Origin of the sequence: Acinetobacter qingfengensis, assembly GCF_008693185.1 — a bacterium.
GTDB lineage: Bacteria > Pseudomonadota > Gammaproteobacteria > Pseudomonadales > Moraxellaceae > Acinetobacter > Acinetobacter qingfengensis.
On the sequence record NZ_VXKN01000004.1, the window covers coordinates 218991 to 235770 of the forward strand.

At 39.2% G+C, this 16780-nt stretch carries 19 protein-coding genes and 1 tRNA gene; 7 read left to right on the forward strand and 13 right to left on the reverse strand.

All coding sequences use genetic code 11. The features are described 5' to 3' along the window. The first annotated feature begins 1 nt into the window (after position 1). Complete coding sequence (locus F4V57_RS07385; protein ID WP_070070437.1) at positions 2-430, forward strand: excinuclease; 429 nt, start codon at positions 2-4, stop codon at positions 428-430. Between the two features lie 67 nt (positions 431-497). Further along, positions 498-1133: a 4'-phosphopantetheinyl transferase family protein gene (locus F4V57_RS07390; protein ID WP_070070436.1), complete on the forward strand. Its 636-nt coding sequence runs from the start codon at positions 498-500 to the stop codon at positions 1131-1133. Here the strand turns inward: F4V57_RS07390 and F4V57_RS07395 are convergent. Continuing rightward, a complete protein-coding gene (locus tag F4V57_RS07395) occupies positions 1103-1804 on the reverse strand; it encodes a Crp/Fnr family transcriptional regulator (RefSeq protein WP_070070435.1) in 702 nt (233 codons plus the stop codon). The two genes, F4V57_RS07390 and F4V57_RS07395, sit on opposite strands and share 31 nt — an antisense overlap. 90 nt (positions 1805-1894) lie before the next feature. Between F4V57_RS07395 and F4V57_RS07400 the strand changes: the two genes are divergently transcribed. Beyond that, on the forward strand, positions 1895-2419 hold the full coding sequence (locus tag F4V57_RS07400) for an Mpo1 family 2-hydroxy fatty acid dioxygenase (RefSeq protein WP_070070434.1): 525 nt from the start codon (positions 1895-1897) through the stop codon (positions 2417-2419). Positions 2420-2699: 280 nt separating this feature from the next. On the opposite strand, the gene secF is transcribed toward F4V57_RS07400, so the two are convergent. The 4 genes from secF to tgt all read right to left on the reverse strand — a co-directional run bounded on the left by secF (position 2700) and on the right by tgt (position 7198). Then, the gene (gene secF, locus F4V57_RS07405) at positions 2700-3674 is read right to left on the reverse strand and encodes a protein translocase subunit SecF (RefSeq protein ID WP_070070433.1); all 975 of its coding nucleotides are present in this window, start codon (positions 3672-3674) and stop codon (positions 2700-2702) included. Between the two features lie 10 nt (positions 3675-3684). Further along, a complete protein-coding gene (gene secD / locus F4V57_RS07410; protein WP_070070432.1) occupies positions 3685-5586 on the reverse strand; it encodes a protein translocase subunit SecD in 1902 nt (633 codons plus the stop codon). A gap of 52 nt (positions 5587-5638) precedes the next feature. Continuing rightward, positions 5639-5965, reverse strand: a complete 327-nt coding sequence (gene yajC, locus F4V57_RS07415; RefSeq protein ID WP_070070431.1) for a preprotein translocase subunit YajC — start codon at positions 5963-5965, stop codon at positions 5639-5641. Positions 5966-6061: 96 nt separating this feature from the next. Then, a complete protein-coding gene (gene tgt / locus F4V57_RS07420) occupies positions 6062-7198 on the reverse strand; it encodes a tRNA guanosine(34) transglycosylase Tgt (RefSeq protein ID WP_070070556.1) in 1137 nt (378 codons plus the stop codon). A 270-nt stretch (positions 7199-7468) separates the two neighbouring features. Here tgt and F4V57_RS07425 point away from each other — a divergent pair, with 270 nt between their 5' ends. Next, a complete protein-coding gene (locus tag F4V57_RS07425; RefSeq protein ID WP_171257560.1) occupies positions 7469-8047 on the forward strand; it encodes a L,D-transpeptidase family protein in 579 nt (192 codons plus the stop codon). 13 nt (positions 8048-8060) lie between these two features. On the opposite strand, the gene F4V57_RS07430 is transcribed toward F4V57_RS07425, so the two are convergent. From F4V57_RS07430 to queA, 4 genes are all read right to left on the reverse strand, one after another. Then, complete coding sequence (locus tag F4V57_RS07430; RefSeq protein ID WP_070070430.1) at positions 8061-8624, reverse strand: LemA family protein; 564 nt, start codon at positions 8622-8624, stop codon at positions 8061-8063. 30 nt (positions 8625-8654) lie between these two features. After that, positions 8655-9740 carry a hypothetical protein gene (locus tag F4V57_RS07435; protein ID WP_070070429.1) on the reverse strand — a complete coding sequence of 362 codons (1086 nt, stop codon included), beginning with the start codon at positions 9738-9740 and terminating at the stop codon, positions 8655-8657. Positions 9741-9933: 193 nt separating this feature from the next. Beyond that, positions 9934-10875, reverse strand: a complete 942-nt coding sequence (locus F4V57_RS07440) for a Dyp-type peroxidase (protein WP_070070428.1) — start codon at positions 10873-10875, stop codon at positions 9934-9936. Positions 10876-10983: 108 nt separating this feature from the next. Continuing rightward, on the reverse strand, positions 10984-12021 hold the full coding sequence (gene queA / locus F4V57_RS07445) for a tRNA preQ1(34) S-adenosylmethionine ribosyltransferase-isomerase QueA (protein ID WP_070070427.1): 1038 nt from the start codon (positions 12019-12021) through the stop codon (positions 10984-10986). Positions 12022-12218: 197 nt separating this feature from the next. Between queA and F4V57_RS07450 the strand changes: the two genes are divergently transcribed. Together F4V57_RS07450 and F4V57_RS07455 are read left to right on the forward strand one after the other, a co-directional pair. Continuing rightward, positions 12219-12305 (forward strand) — tRNA-Leu (locus tag F4V57_RS07450). 170 nt (positions 12306-12475) lie between these two features. Next, a complete protein-coding gene (locus F4V57_RS07455) occupies positions 12476-13585 on the forward strand; it encodes a tyrosine-type recombinase/integrase (protein ID WP_070070426.1) in 1110 nt (369 codons plus the stop codon). 88 nt (positions 13586-13673) lie between these two features. Here F4V57_RS07455 and F4V57_RS07460 read toward each other — a convergent pair whose 3' ends face one another. From F4V57_RS07460 to F4V57_RS14755, 3 genes are read right to left on the reverse strand one after another with little or no spacing between them, the layout of a single operon-like run. Continuing rightward, positions 13674-13880 carry a hypothetical protein gene (locus tag F4V57_RS07460; RefSeq protein WP_070070425.1) on the reverse strand — a complete coding sequence of 69 codons (207 nt, stop codon included), beginning with the start codon at positions 13878-13880 and terminating at the stop codon, positions 13674-13676. Positions 13881-13882: 2 nt separating this feature from the next. After that, positions 13883-14716 (reverse strand): Rha family transcriptional regulator, encoded by an 834-nt coding sequence (locus F4V57_RS07465; protein ID WP_070070424.1) that lies wholly within the window; start codon positions 14714-14716, stop codon positions 13883-13885. After that, a complete protein-coding gene (locus F4V57_RS14755; RefSeq protein WP_171257559.1) occupies positions 14713-14859 on the reverse strand; it encodes a hypothetical protein in 147 nt (48 codons plus the stop codon). The genes F4V57_RS07465 and F4V57_RS14755 overlap by 4 nt, the downstream gene beginning before the upstream one ends. A gap of 298 nt (positions 14860-15157) precedes the next feature. Here F4V57_RS14755 and F4V57_RS07470 point away from each other — a divergent pair, with 298 nt between their 5' ends. Next, the gene (locus F4V57_RS07470) at positions 15158-16072 is read left to right on the forward strand and encodes a hypothetical protein (RefSeq protein ID WP_141729266.1); all 915 of its coding nucleotides are present in this window, start codon (positions 15158-15160) and stop codon (positions 16070-16072) included. 102 nt (positions 16073-16174) lie between these two features. On the opposite strand, the gene F4V57_RS07475 is transcribed toward F4V57_RS07470, so the two are convergent. After that, on the reverse strand, positions 16175-16771 hold the full coding sequence (locus F4V57_RS07475; RefSeq protein WP_070070422.1) for a hypothetical protein: 597 nt from the start codon (positions 16769-16771) through the stop codon (positions 16175-16177). Between the last annotated feature and the right edge of the window lie 9 nt (positions 16772-16780).

Here is a 16780-nt window from a genome sequence, read left to right on the forward strand (position 1 = left end):
CATGTTAAAAAGAACCATTATGTTGGGATTATTTGCTGCTGTAGCCAGTACAAGTTACGCAAAAGATGAACCACATCATTTTAATTTTAATCAGGCAGTTCAAAATGCCACGGATGCCGGTGCAATTGATGGCTCAGTTAAGTTCTATCTTGCCGATACCCGTTCAGGTGGAAAATTGATACGTGCCAATGTCATTACCAATCGTAAAACCAATGGTTTTGCTAAATCCGCAGAAACATCGTGTGATTGGGCAATTCGTGCGGCATTAATTCAATTACAGCAATCTGCTAAGGCTCAGGGTGCCAATGCGGTCACCAATATTGTCAGCTATTTCCGCAAAAATGAATATCGCAGCCGTACTGATTATGAATGTTATAAGGGAACAGCCGTATCCGCAGTAACCTTAAAAGGCGATTTTGTGAAATTTTAATCTGTTATCAATTTTGTGCCAATGCTTTTTGCCAGCGTTGCAAAAAGCATTTTTAGCCTGAGCATCCATGATTTATCTTCTTTATCGATCTATACAGGAATTGTTGCCAGAGCAAGCCATTAGCAAAAGAATGACGGCACAACAGCGAGAATCTATCCGTGATTATCGCTTTCATTATTTAAGTCGGTTTTGTGCGCAGCAAGATTTACCGCCACCTCAATTACAGCATCATACCCATGGCAAGCCTTATTTTGGCAATCTGCCACAACTACATTTTAATCATAGTCACAGCCAACAACATTATGCATTGGCTTATAGTCAGGATGAAATTGATCTTGGTGTAGATGTTGAGGATTTGCGGCGTCAAGTACGAATGCGGGCATTGGCCGAGCACGCTTTTCATCCTGATGAATTGTCTATGTGGCAACGTACTGATTATGATCGTCAATTTTGGTTCAAGGTCTGGACCATTAAGGAAGCTGTACTTAAAGCACATGGTCTGGGTATTCGCTTAAGCCTGAACATGCTCAATACACAGGCACATCCCGATTGGGATTTTGGTATGTTACAACATGCACAACTGGGTGAATTTTATTATCAGCATTATTGTACTGGACAATCAATGATCACTTTGGCATATCGCAAGCAATCATCTGATGGATTGGCAAATATTTATTGGTGTACAGAAGATTCTTCCGCATAGTATGTTAATTTTTCAATATCCAGAATTCGGATATGTTTAAACTCGCGTTTTAAAATGTTTTGTTGTTCCAACTGTTGTAAAGCTGCGTTAATACTCTGGCGGGAGCTTGATAGCATTAGTGCGAGTTTTTCCTGCGACATTTCAATCCGTCGTTGTTGTGCACTGGATTGTAATTGATAACCAGAAATGATCAGTAATAAACGTCTGGCCACACGTTGTAATAAAGATGCTTCGCCTTGTATTTCCAGTTCTTGTAATAGTGGACGAATTTTTTGTGTGACTAAGCAGGCGATATGTTGCCAATAGTGAGGCTGCTGATTGAGTAAAGTAAATAAGTCGGACTTTTCCAAGAAAAGCAGTGTTGTTGTTTTCATGGCAACGGCATCATGTGTTCTAGGGTTGCCATCAATTAGAGAAATTTCACCAAACCATAGCACAGGCTCAGCGATAAGCATTAAATATTCATGTCCACTTTGATGATTGAAGCCGAGTTGAATCGCACCATTTATGAGTGCATATAAGCCATCTGCTTCATCACCCCGATAAAATAAAACTTGTCCTTTTTCTAGGTATTTTAATTTACCTCGCTTTAGAATGAATTGCTGAAATTCTAAAGTTAGCTGGTTAAACCATATATTTTGATGTAATAAAATTGAAACCGTATTTGACATAAAAACCTTCCTAAGTTGTCATCTACCTGACAAATCCATATTTCATGACAAGGTATCATGTTTTTTGTCTAGCCAAGAAGGGATTCAATAATGGATAAATTAGCTCAAAACTTAAGTCAGTATGCAGCGTATCATTTGAGTCGTAAAAATATCATGACGCATATCATAGGTATTCCATTGATTGTGGCTTCAATAATTCTACTTTTAGCACGAGTACAATTTATATTACTTGGATGGGATATTTCTTTAGCACATCTGATGATTGCACTCAGTTGTTTGTTTTATCTGAGATTAGATATTGTCTTGGGTAGCGTGTTACTTATGGTTTTCGTCTTATTTTTACTAATGTTATCTCCAATTGCACAGATGCCAACTTTAATTTGGCTCAGTAGTGTATTGGGATTGTTTATTATAGGCTGGATATTCCAGTTTATTGGTCATTACTTTGAAAAAATGAAACCTGCTTTTTTTGACGACATTAAAGGCCTATTGATAGGACCTTTATTTATCGCAGCCGAGTTATTGTTTATGCTGGGTTATAAGCCAAATTTACAGCAACAAGTACAGTATCAGGCTGTACAATTACGGCGCCAGCTCCAGCAAAAAATCAGATGAAAAAATCTTTGTCGCAAGAATAAATATTCATTTGTTGTGCTTATTTGCAAAGATTTTTATGCAATGAAATGAGTAACGAAACCATACCTTGATGATGAAGGTTTAGTGTAAAAATAAGAAAATAGTTTTAACTTAAGAGTGGGTTTTCAATGTTTATAAATAAAAAATAATCAAATATAAATTATTTTATTGATTGAGAAAAAACCAGCCCTATTCATTGTTAATTGAATAGGGCTGATTCGTAGTCAAAGCATCTCTAAATGCTGTTTTTTAGGGAGACTTAATGCGGAATTTCTTGCTCATCTTCAAATTCAGGTTTGACCTGAACAATAAAGCTTTGACGATCCAGACCACGCCATAAAGCAAAGGCTGTACCAATATAAATTGAAGAGTACGTTCCCACAAACACCCCGATACACATAGCAACAGAGAACCATTTCAAACCTTCACCACCCAGAAACATCATGGCCAGAACAACCAGTAACAGCGTCATGGATGTATGAATGGTACGGCGTAATGTTTCCGTAAGGGAGATATCCACCACTTCTCTTGGTGTTGCACCACGAATTTTTCGAAAATTTTCACGGATACGATCTGAAACTACGATGTTGTCATTCAGTGAGAAACCAATGACTGCCAATAATGCTGCCAATACGGTTAAGTCAAATGGCCATTGCAATAAGGCAAATATTCCTAAAGTCACAAGAATATCGTGACAAAGGGACAATACAGCACCCATGGCCAATTTAAACTCAAAGCGAATGGTGACATATACCAGCATCAGCAGCATTGCCAATGCAACAGCACCGGCAGAGCGTAAATATAATTCATTGCCGACTTGTGATCCGACAGAGTCAATTTTGCTGACGGTGAGTTGATTGTTTGGTAGTGTGGCAACTTTCTGAATATGTGCTTTTAAGTTATCAACACTTTCATCTGTGGCAGCCATACGAACCAATAAATCGCGCTCACTACCTAAAGTTTGTACGACAGGTTCCTTAAAACCGGCCTGTTTTAATGCATCTGTAACTGTCGATTGATTGACCGGTTGAGTGTAATTTAATTCGGCAGAAATACCACCAGTAAAGTCCAGCCCAAGGTTTAATCCTTTGGTTGCCAGAAAAAATACACTGAGTAGGGTAATGATAATGGAGAAGATTGCGGCCGGTTTGGCAATCTTCATAAAGTCTATGACTTTTTCATTATCAGGGCGGCCATATTGTTTTTTCTCTGGTTGAGTCATTTCAGTGCTCATCATGCTCTCCTTAAATGCTCAACTTTTTCAAGTTGCGGCGTTTGCCATAAATCAGTTGCACAATGGCACGTGTTACGGTAATCGCAGTAAACATTGAGCAAACAATACCAATCATCAGGGTGACAGCAAAACCTTTAATTGGCCCTGTACCGATTGCAAACAAAATTAATGCAACGATAAAGGTGGTCAGGTTTGAGTCAAAGATGGTGTTATAAGCACGATCATAGCCTGCCACAATGGCCTGTTTAGGTGAGGCTCCCCAACGAATTTCTTCTCTGATCCGTTCACAGATCAAGACGTTGGCATCAACAGCCATACCAATGGTAATGACGATCCCTGCAATCCCCGGTAAAGTCAGAGAAGAACCAATCAGTGACATGATTGCAAGAATCATGGCAAGGTTACAGATCAGAGCGACATTGGCAATGATACCGAATAGACGGAAGAACACGATCATCCAGATTGCAACGAGAATAAAACCGACTTCAGTAGACAGAATCCCTTTGTCGATATTTTCCTGTCCCAGACTTGGGCCTACTACACGTTCTTCAACAAAGTACATTGGCGCAGCTAATGCACCGGCGCGTAGCATTAATGCCAGTTCAGATGCTTCCTGTGGCGAGTCCAGTCCGGTAATACGGAATGAAGAACCCAGTACAGCCTGAATAGTCGCAGCATTAATCACCACAGATTCGGTATATGGTGTACGAACTTCAGTTTGAGTACCAGTTTTTGGATCGGTGACATAAGAGATTTTTTGTTTATTTTCAATAAACAGGACTGCCATACGTTTTTGTTGTGCATTACGTGTGGCATCGGTCATTAATTTACCGCCGGCATTGTCCAGAGTAATATTAACTTCGGCACCACCAGAGTCCTGACTGAATCCTGAACGAGCATCCTGAACACGTTCACCTGTCAGAATACGTTGTCTGTTCAAGAGCAATTGTTTGCCACTGTCCAGTGATTGGTATGCAAATAATTCGGTACCAGCCGGAATGGCCTGACCGTTATATTGACCTGTATATTGGTCAATCACTTGATCATTTTGATCAGCGACCAGACGAAATTCCAGATTGGCGGTACGACCCAATACACGTTTTGCTTCAGCCGTATCTTGTACACCAGGTAGATCTACAACGATACGATTGCTGCCTTGACGCTGTACCAGTGCTTCGGCAACGCCCAATTCATTGATACGGTTACGCAATGTTGTCAGGTTCTGCTCAACTGCATAGGTTTCAATTTCCTGACGTTTTGCTTCACTGTAAGTCAGATTTAATATACTGCCATCTGATGAAGCCAATGCCTGCTGGGTATATTCATTACCGTTACGGCGTAAAAAATCCATAGCTTTGCTACGATCATCATTATCGGCAAAACGTACAGTAATTTGATTGTTATTCAGGTTAAGCTGATTAAATGCAATATTGTTGCTGCGTAATTGCTGGCGTAAATCTGCCGCAGATGTTTCCAGACGCTGGCTGATGGCTTTATCCATATCTACTTCGAGTAGAAAGTGAACACCACCACGTAAATCCAGGCCAAGTTTCATTGGCTTGGCACCTAGTTTTTGCAACCATTCCGGTGTGGTTGGTGCAAGGTTAAGCGCCACAACATAATTATCACCCAGACTCTGGCGCAGAACTTCCTGAGCTTTCAACTGTGATTCGGCATTATCTACACGTAACAGGGCAGCATTATTGGTAAAGCTGTTATTGTGTGTAGCAATTTTCGATTGTTGTAGAGATTGTTCGGCTTTATTCAGGATGGATTGGTCAATGAGCGTTCCAGCCTTTGCTCCTGAAATCTGCACTGCATGTTCATCAGGATAAAGACTTGGTAACGCATAGATGGTACTCAACGTCAGTACGAAGATGATGAGTACATATTTCCATGCAGGGTAACGCATTATCTATTCTTCTTAAATGAAAAGTCGTGCGGCAGGCACGACTTTAAATGAATTAAAGGTTATTTAAAGTGCCTTCAGGTAATACAGAGATCACTGAAGAACGTTGAATTTTTACTTCATTACCACGGCTCAATTCGATGACGGCATAATCACCCTCGATTTTGATGATACGACCCATCAAACCACCGGCAAATACGACTTCAGAACCTTCAGATAAGCTTTCAACCAGCGCACGATGTTCTTTCATGCGTTTGGATTGTGGACGGATTAAAAGGAAGTAAAAAATTGCAATCATCACAACAATCATGATGATAGACATATATGGACTTTGTGCCTGTGCACCACCAGCCGCATGTGCAGTCGAAATAAATAAACTCATGTTATTTTCCTAAAAAATCAGTCAAAGAAACAATGTTAAAAATTAGGCGTTAAACTCTAGTCATGCAATTTACATGGTATTGCCAAACTACGCAAATTATTCCACGTCATCTATCGGACAAGCCGGAACTTCCTGACCACGGCGCTGGTAAAAGTCCTGTACAAAGGCTTCAAATGCACCTGCATCCAGTGCATCACGAATCCCTTGCATTAGACGTTGGTAATAACGCAAGTTGTGAATTGTACCCAGCATGGCACCCAACATTTCACCGCATTTTTCTAGATGAAATAAATAGGCACGGGTAAAGTTTTTGCAGGTATAGCAGTCGCAATGTGGATCAAGTGCTTGTTGATCATGGCGATACTGGCTGTTACGAATACGGACCACACCATCAGTCACAAAATAGTGCGCATTGCGTGCATTCCGGGTTGGCATGACACAATCAAACATATCTACACCACGGCGTACGGCTTCAACGATATCTTCCGGTTTACCTACGCCCATCAGGTAGCGAGGTTTCTCCGCCGGCATTTTTGCAGGTAAATAATCAAGTACCTTGATCATTTCTTCTTTAGGTTCACCTACGGATAAACCGCCAATAGCATATCCATCAAAGCCAATTTCCTGCAAACCATTCAACGAAATTTCACGTAAATCTTCGTACATACTGCCTTGAATAATACCAAACAATGCATTTGGATTGCCATTTTCATCGTGCTGGGTTTTACAGCGTTTTGCCCAGCGTAATGACAACTGCATAGATTTTTCAGCCTCTGCATGTGTTGCCGGGTAAGGTGTACATTCATCAAAAATCATCACGATATCCGAGTTAAGTACACGCTGGATATCCATTGAGATTTCAGGAGATAAAAAGATTTTTGAGCCATCAATCGGTGAGCGAAAAGTGACACCATCTTCGGTAATTTTGCGCATTTCGCCCAAACTAAATACTTGAAAACCACCTGAATCGGTAAGAATCGGTTTGTCCCATTTTACAAATTCATGTAATCCGCCATGTTCTTTAATAACTTCCAGACCCGGGCGTAAGTACAAATGAAAAGTATTGCCTAAAATGATGTGTGCACCAATGTCTTCGATATCACGGGGCAACATACCTTTTACTGTTCCATAAGTACCTACAGGCATAAAGGCTGGCGTTTCAACCTGACCGTGGTTAAGGGTAAGACGGCCACGGCGGGCACGTCCGGATTGATTTAATTTTTCAAACTTCAACATAACAGACCTAATAAGGCGAAAAAACAGTTCGCTGGTTGATACCAATAATGGCGGCATATTGTCTTAGATTTTGGCTTTTAGTGCCAGTATTGATGATGGTACTAAGTAACTTTTTGTATGAGGTTATTGTGGTGTGCTGGCATTTATGAATAAATAATAGATTAGAGTTGTTGTCTTATTTTGCTATTTTAAATAGCAACAAATAAAAAATTACTGATAAGCCAAATAGCATGATGATACGATACAAGGTTAATGATGCAGACATGGATGAGCTACAAACACTGGGTAATGGTATTTTGCTTAAGCGCTCTAATTTTATTATTGTTTGCTTGTCAAAAAAATAAAGTTGATTTACCCAGCATAATAGAGCATAAAACAGTCATACAACCTATAGATTGGTCTAATATAGCGGTTGATAAAGTCATTGTGTACAAAGCAAAAAGAGAACTTCAGCTTTTGCAACACGGACAAGTGATTAAAAGCTATAAAATGCGTTTAGGATTTAACCCTGTCGGTCATAAGCTCATGGAAGGCGATGGTAAAACACCCGAAGGAATTTATACGCTGGATTGGCGTAATCCAGAAAGTAAATTCTATAAATCTCTGCATATTTCTTATCCCAATGCACAGGATCAGGCACAGGCAAAATCTAGAAATGTCAGTGCAGGTGGCGACATCATGATTCATGGTTCTGCCAATTATCTTGGAGCAGAAAAAGGTAGTTTATTTTATGCTTATCTGCCTCAGGGAGATTGGACACAAGGCTGTATTGCGGTGTCCAATCAGGATATGGATGAATTATGGCATCAGATTAAAGACCATACGGTAATTGAAATTTTGCCTTAATCTTTTGCTGGCATCAGAGATGAAAATTAGGACGATAATCAAAATTTTGCTGCACCTGATCTTTAAATGGTCGTAAAGGTTTGCGACTTAAACTCATTGTATTGACAATGTTATTTGGAAAAATCTGAATGGTATTATTAAACTGCTCTACATTACGATTAAAAATATTGATCGCTGCACCGACATTGGCATTTTGATCAGTGATTTCCTGCATCACCTGTTGATAGATCTCACTGGCTTTTAATTCCGGATATGCTTCAATCTGGACATGAATCCCTTGTAGTAATTGTGCAGTTTGTTGTTCAATATCTTCAAGTTGTCGTACATTTTGTGCATCGTGCGGTAAGTTAAGAATATTTTGGCGCAATGCCGTAATTTGTGACAGGGTGCCTTGTTCAAACTGACTATAACGACCAATAAGGGGTTCCAGATCATCCAGAATTTTTACTTTTTGTCGCTCGAAACTGGTCACATCTGCCCATGCTCGTTTGGTAGCATTTTCATGTTTGACAATTTTATTGCGAATATAAAAGAACCCAAGAAATAATAAAATAATAATTGCCAAAAAAATGTACATTTGCTGCTCCGGAAGTTTGTTATGTTGTTATTACTGTAACGGGATTACTTTATCATCTTTGCTTTTATCCAGTAAATTTTTATTCTGAAAATAGGGAATGAGCGCAACAAGATTTTTTTGCATGCATTCATAATGCGGTGCTTGTAGCGTGCGTAAAAAACCACGTAACTGTGAAATATCTGTGATTGCTTTTTTTGGTGGTTTAATTTTAAAAATATTTTGCTCACTTAAATAGCACATGATATTCAGTTGATGATGGAACATCAGGCAACCTCGCATATCTTGTAAATGTTCGGCGAGTGCCAGAATTCTTTGTGGCGTTAAACTTTTTGCCAATTCGTATTCTGATTGTCCGGCAAGATAAAATTGCTGATTAAAACCAATATCACTGCTGTCCCATTCTACAGGGTAGCTGGGAAAATTCTGATTTTTATTGCTGATCACAACGGCCAGATTGGGCATGTTAAAGACACAGGCACCCCAGCGTTGAGTTTCAATTTGTTTGGTGTACTCGTTACCATTTTTATCCGATAAAGTAACTTCGGTAATGGCGATATAATGCACCAGTAAAACAGGGTATAGATCTTCATTGACTTGCCATGTTGTACCCGCAAAATCAATAATTTCATTATCACTACGACCTTGTTGAAAACAATCAAACTGATTTTTGATTAAGGTGAGTAGATAAGAGGGGTTATTTAAATCTACACCCAAAGGTGGAAATTCATTAAATTTAAAATCATATTGAAATTGGAGGGTTTTGTGCGCAAGCATTTGAATAACCCGTTCAATATATTCGGGCTGTTCGATAGATAAATAGGCATAACATCCCGCAGTAAAACCAATGATCCACAGAAACAGTAACCATAAACCGGTCTGATAAAAATAAAATGTGGCTGCTCCAGTCAAGACGACCGACAAAGCCAGTAAAATATAACTCCACGTATTATTAAATGTTAATAAAGGAGATAGACGCCATGGATGTAATGCATCCAGAATGTCTTGTTTTGACGTGGCATTTAGTGCAATACGACGCAAACGCTCCACGTTGTTCCAGACTTTTTTATTCATGCGGCGGTGCAAACGCCAGTGTTCCTGCAAGTTCTCAATTGGCATATATAACGCAAATATGATCACAACATAATCATACTATTATATGTGAAAACAGGGCGGATTGTCCTGATTGCTCACCAGATTTAATCATTAGAGTTTTTACAAAAGTATTGATAATTTTTTACTCTTACAGACGGAATGTAAGGACTTTCGCAAAAACTCTACGATCATGGGTAGTTTGCAGACTGGTATTTATTTAGTCGTCACCTAAGTCATCAAGAAAATCATAGGTTGGTACAAAGAATAAAGTTCCTGAAATTGGTGTACTAAAATCCAAAAGGCGATCTACAAAACCATCTTCATTGCCTGTAAACATATTTTTAAGCATTTGCTGTGTAACACTAAAGGAACGGGAATAGCCAATAAAATAAGTTCCATATTCATTTTTGGATGGTTGGGCAAAAGCAACATTGGCACGCAAAATTTTTAATTCATTGCCATCTGCATCGTGTGCTTTACTGACATTGTTATGTGCAGTACCCGGTTTTTCATCATCATCAAGTTCTATATCATTGAATTTGCGACGACCAATGACCTTTTCCTGTTCTTCTGTAGATAGCTCACGCCATTTTTGCATATTGTGCAGATATTTTTGGATAAATGCATAACTCCCATATTTGAATTGAGGATCTTCATCACCAATTACTGCATATTCAGGTGCAATAACACTTTCAGGATTTTCTGTACCATCAACAAAACCAATAATGGCCCGTCCGTCTAAATAACGAAAGCCGTGTGTTTCATCAACTGCGCTAGTAACTTGCTCCAATAATTGATGAATAATCGCCGATAGTTCAAAACAAATATCCTGACTATCGGCTCTTATATGAAAAAATAAATCGCCGGGAGTCGCAACAGCAACATGTTTTTCGCCACGAATTTCCTGAAAAGGTGCTAATTCTTTAGGTTTTGGCTGATTGGGAAATAGTCTGTCCCATGCATTGGAACCAAATCCCATAACCGCATTAAAGTGACTTTGTGGAAAGCGTTTGCCAAGACTTCTAACCAATGCTGTGAAGCCGCCTGCAAAGTCACGAACCGTTTCTAATGCAGCAGGATCAGCATTAATATTTAATATGATAAATACAGCATTTTCACCAGGTGGATTGGTCACTGGCTGAATTCGGATGTTTGACATAATAAATCACTCTCTTGGCTGTTCGGCTGTGTTGATCATAAGCAAAAATCATATAAAAGTATAATCGAACACCTGATCAAAGAAAAATGCTGGATTAATGGTATGGGTTTAGGTCGAGGAAAGATCAATCAGCATGGCATCCCCATAACTAAAAAAACGATATTTTGCAGCTACAGCATGTTCGTAGGCAGCTAAAATCTTTTCTCGACTAGATAGAGCAGACACTAGCATTAATAAAGTCGATTCTGGTAAATGAAAATTAGTAATTAGGCGATCAATCACATTAAATTTAAAACCAGGATAAATAAAAATTTGTGTATCACCTGACCATGCTTGTAGTTCACCCTGATGTGCGCTTGCAGCACTTTCTAGCGCACGTGTTGCAGTTGTACCGACAGCAATGATCTTATTACCACGTGCTTTGGCTGATTGAATCGCCATTACAGTAGAAAGCGGTACTTCACACCATTCGGAATGCATCACATGATTTTCAATATTATCGACTCGAACCGGTAAAAATGTACCAGCCCCCACATGTAAAGTGACAAAATGTTGTTCAATTCCTTTACTTGTTAGTGCAGCTAAGATGTCTTCATCAAAGTGTAAGCTGGCCGTTGGTGCTGCAACGCTTGCTAGTTTTTCCGGATTATGAAAAACAGTTTGATAGCGTTCTGTATCGATCGCTTCAGCTGCCCGATTAAAATAAGGTGGAATTGGAAGCTGTCCATATTGTTCAAGAATATCGAGAACAGATTGAGAAAATTCAACAATAAATAAATTTTCATGCCGACCTTGTACTGATGCTGGAATTTCATCCTCTCCCAGAAAAATTTCTGCACCTGCTTTGGGAGAGTTACTGGCTTTAATATGGCAGTAGGCCGTTGTTGAACTGATTAAACGTTCAACCAATACTTCAATTGCACCGCCCGAAGCCCGTTTGCCTTTTAAACGTGCTTTCATGACTTTGGTATCATTGAGAATAAGTAAATCTCCCGGGCTAAGCAAATCCACAATCTCTTTAAATAACCGATCATGATATTGTCCTTGTGCATCTAGGTGTAATAATCGAGAAGCACTACGAGACGCTAGGGGATAATGTGCGATTAATTCTTCAGGTAAATGATAACTAAAGTCGGAAAGTTGCATAAAATTGAGGAAAATAACTAGTAATGAATAACACAGTATTATACGCTGATTATTAAGAAAAGACTGAAATCGCAAGAAACGAATGAAAGATGAAAAAAAATAGTAGAGTATGCTGTTAAAATAACCAGAAAATAGAAAGAGATATTGACATAAACAAAGAACAAGGTAATATTAACCGCACAAACAAGACCTCCTTTCCCGAGGTGGTGAAATTGGTAGACGCGGTGGACTCAAAATCCACTGTCAGCGATGACGTGTCGGTTCGAGTCCGACCCTCGGGACCACCTATAGGTCAACAGATTATTACACAAAACCCCGAAGCCTTGATATATAAAGGCTTCGGGGTTTTGTCGTTTTAGGGGTTTCGGTTTTTTTCGGGTATTTTTAGGTATATTTTGGTATGTATCTCCACCCGATCTCCACCCGGTACACCTGGTTAATTGGAGTTGGTTTTATGAGATCATCTGTTTATCAAAGGGCGAATGGTAAATGGAAGGCCGATGTTGCGCTTGATGATGAACGTCGTACAAAAACTTTCGATAAAAAAAGTGATGCTGTGCTTTGGCAAAAGGAAAATGAACGTGATTTGTTGTTGAACAAGCGAACACGGGAGGCATTAGACCAAAGAAATATTATTGTGACTGTTGCCGAGGCTTTGCGTCGTTATGCCGCTGAAGTATCGGAATTTAAAAAGACAGGGAAAAAAGAAAAACAACGGATCCGTTATTTTATTGATACTTTACCAAACGTGGATTTTCCGCTAGTAAAGTATCGTGCTGAATATCTGGTGCAGTATCATGACATGGTGATGAAGCGGTCTATCAATCCATTGTCTGCATCAAGTGTATTACGTGATTATTCGACGTTATCTGCATTTTTTAACTGGTGTCGTAGAGATAAGGGCTGGATTGATTTTAATCCTGTAGAGAGCGTTAGAAAACCGAAAAAGCCGGTTCATCGTGTACGCCGTATTGAAACTGACGAGGTGGACAAGATTCTGACGGCTTTAAATTATGTTCCTGGTACTGTGCCAACGACCAAAATGCAGCAAGTAGGTTTGATTTGGCTCATTGCGATGGCAACCGGAATGCGATCGGGGGAAATTGTCGGTCGGAAGATCCATGATATTTTACTGGATCGGGACTGTGTAATTCTTCCGGATACAAAAAATGGTACCAGTCGAGTTGTACCGCTTGATGATTATGCAAAGGATCTCTGGACCTTGGCTCTGCGGATCCGCAGAACGAATAATTCCAGCAAAGTTTTTTCTGTCTCTGACGGCAGCCGTGATACTTTGTTTCGTAAAGCTCGGACTGTGGCCAAGTTGGACGATGCGGATTTGACGTTTCACGATAGCCGACATGAAGCGGCAAGTGTGATGGCCAAGCGGATTAAAAATGCTTTGACGTTGTGTAAAATATTTGGCTGGAAGGATCCTAAATTTGCTCTGGTCTATTATAATCCTACCAATGACGAGATCGTGGACGAGCTTAATCAAAGTAAATTTAATCCTGTGTATCGGAAAAAGGTCATAAAGGTAACTGATGATTTAAAAATCGCTTAACTGTCTGTTTTTATATTTGAATTTTGGATTGGTGGAAAGGTAACTTTCAGGTGTAAAAGCGGTAACGGATGTTACCGCTTGGTGTGGTTTAGAGGGGTGTCATTTCGTCCTGTACCTGTTTTAGGCGGAATTGGGCTTTGTCCAGTACGGTGATGAGGTCGCCTTTGGATAGGTGGGTGACACGATCACTGGTGCCGTCCATGCCCATAACTGCGATCATGTTGAGGGTGGCTCTTACTTCGTCTATGAGGTCGGCATGGTTTTGGGTGATGCCGAATTCGATGTCTTTTTTCATTGTTATTCTCCCTGATGCTCAATCATGTTTTTTGGCGTGCTGAATACCCAGCATTTGCAGGTTTTTCCTGTTAAACGACTACTGACTGCCTGATTGCTTTGCATAAATACAGGGTGTGGTTGATGGCTGTTGAGTAGGGCAGTGGTGAGCTGTGGCCGTGGTGGTAAGCCTTCTATGATTTGGTAGAGGTTGACCAGACTTAGGGCAATGTTGTGTGGTTTTCTGCTGTGGTTGAGTTTGTCCAGACCGTAGTTGTAGATTGCACTCCAGAAGCTATCGAGTGTTTGCTGGTGGATAAGATTGTTTTGATCCAGTGTGAGGCATTGCAGGGGTAAGGTTTCCCGATGAATTTTGTTGCGTGTATACCAGATGACTTCGGCATCTTGGATAATACCTTGTGCATCATGGTTGAATTTGGTGATGGTAAACAAGGGGCTGCCTGAATTAAGTTGTACTTTTGCGCCAATGTGCAGTTGATTTGGGTTGTGTTGAAGATTGTAGAGGGTGGCTGCCATTTGGTTAAAAGCGTTGATGTAGGCAACTTTAAAATCTAATGCTTTTTTCCCAGTAAAGCCCATTGCGAGGAGGGTAAAACCATCTTTAGTCATCTCATAGATTTTGTCTTGTCGAGATGCGTTGTTTGGCATTTCCACGGTCGTTGACGTAAGCTCAAAATTGAGCCCACGTAAATCTTCTGGTAATTCAGCAATTAGATTTTCGATATCTCGGATGACATTCTTGTGCAGTTTGCCAAAATATTTTGCTACTTTTAGGCTATCAGTTTTGATTTGCTGATTTTGGATAAAGACGGCATCGTTGAGGTCAAGTGTGTTCATGCGCTTGCCCCTTTGATTGTTGTGATGATTCTTTGGATGAAAGTTGGTTTTTGGGCAAAGTTTGGGGACAGAATACGTTGATAACAGATTTTATCGAGATGACTTTGAGGTGGGCGAGTTTGTGCCTGAGCTGATTTGTTCATGATGAAGTCTCTACTGCAAGTTACGTTTTACCTCCCTACGCCAATAGGGTGGCAGACTGAACGACGTTGGCGTACCGCTAGCAGTAGAGAGCGGCGGATATTTCTATCCCATCGCCCAGTCCACCATAACGCACAGATGTGACTTTTCATCAGACAAAAAAAGACCGCTTTAAGCAGCGGATTTCTGACTGCTACTACTTATTCGAGACGCCAATCTCGACTACTCATGTGGAGTAGTGGTTTTATATTGCCTTAGAAGTTGATAGGATGTCAATACTTGCTCACGATGGTAAAAGTGATGAATACAATATTTGTATTAGATAAAAATATTATTGCTTTAATTTATGAGCAGCTAACTCTTGTACATAAGCCAAAAGACTCTAGCAAAAGGCTAACTAAGAAACAGTTAGAAATGCTTAAATTTTTAAAACGTCATGATAGAAAACAGTATGCTTTTAGCTCAGTAACATCTGTTATTGAAGGGCGTACTAGACAAAAAGAAAGTTTTGAACAAGTAAAAGTTTCAATAGAGTATGATACTAAAAATTTAGATTCTTTCTTTTCTAACGCTCGTACAGATACGAAAAGTTTAAAATCAGACGGTGCAAATACTGCACATATCTTAAGCCATTTTAATCCAGTATACTCTGAGAGAAAATATAGGGAAGTCCTAAAGCATTACTATTTATCTTTAGAAAAATATAGAGTTAAAGGCAGTATTCCAAAGGATAAAATAGATGAATTTTCATTTAGTATTCTTAATTTCTCTGATAATCTAGGGTTGCCTCTGAATAATCCAATAATTAAGATAATATTAATGTATATTAATCAAATAAAAATATATAGAGAGCCAAACTCTAAGCGAAAAGAACCTATAGATATTCTACATCCTTCAAAAAAAATTAAAGACTTAGATGAAAGAGTTCACAATGTATATAGTGACTTATCCATACCAAATTTACTTGCTTCACAAAATTATGCTAAAAATAAAATATTTCAACTTCAAAAAGTTAAAATCCGATTCCTAACTTTAGATGAGGCTCTAAAAGAGTATGTTAATCTATTTGACCTAAAAATTAAATCAAAAAAAATTTCAAAAAATCAACCTGGTGTAGAGGATATGATTGTCGAACTGTATGTAAATAATTCTAAAGTTGATGAGTCACTAAATGAAGTTTATAAAAAATGGAAAGATTCAAATTTAGAAAAATAGATATAAAAATATAAAAAAGAGAGAGGCAAAAACCTCACAGATTGCTGACAATTAGGGGGTGATATCACCCCCTAGGTATGCAAATTTTGATTATTTTGGGCTTTAATTCAGCAATTCCTGCTGATATTTGATGTCTAGTTCATCTGCCATTTGTCCAATAATCTGATTCAAGGCAGAACGATCTGATTGATCAGGGGTTTTGTTTTTGATAGCAATCATCTGGGCAAACTCTTTACGTTGTCGATTGATGGCTGATTGATGTTTGTGATGGTTCAAATTTACAGCAAAACCCATGCTTTCATAATCATGTAAAGCATCTGCCCATTCTGTGATTTTTTGCTGTAAATAATCTGCACCTGAAATATTGCCATTGGCTCGGACTCGTTCTGGATTGATGGTCATAAAATAGGATGCAATTCGATCAATTCTGATAAAAACTTCGGGTAAGTAGGTAGGGTTATCCCTATCTACAGGTAGGGATAACCCTACCTGATTATTGGTTCTGGGCTGTTCGAAAATACCTAAATGATTGCGATAGAAATCACTACTCATGATTTTGGATCGTTGATCCTGCCATATTAGTCCTAACATATCGACAATGGGTTTTAATGGTGTGATGTCCTCAGCAGTTGGACTTTTGTGAACAGGAAGTTGTAAGCCTGCATAGTTGATGATCATGGTGATAGATGATGTTTTCATTGTATGTCC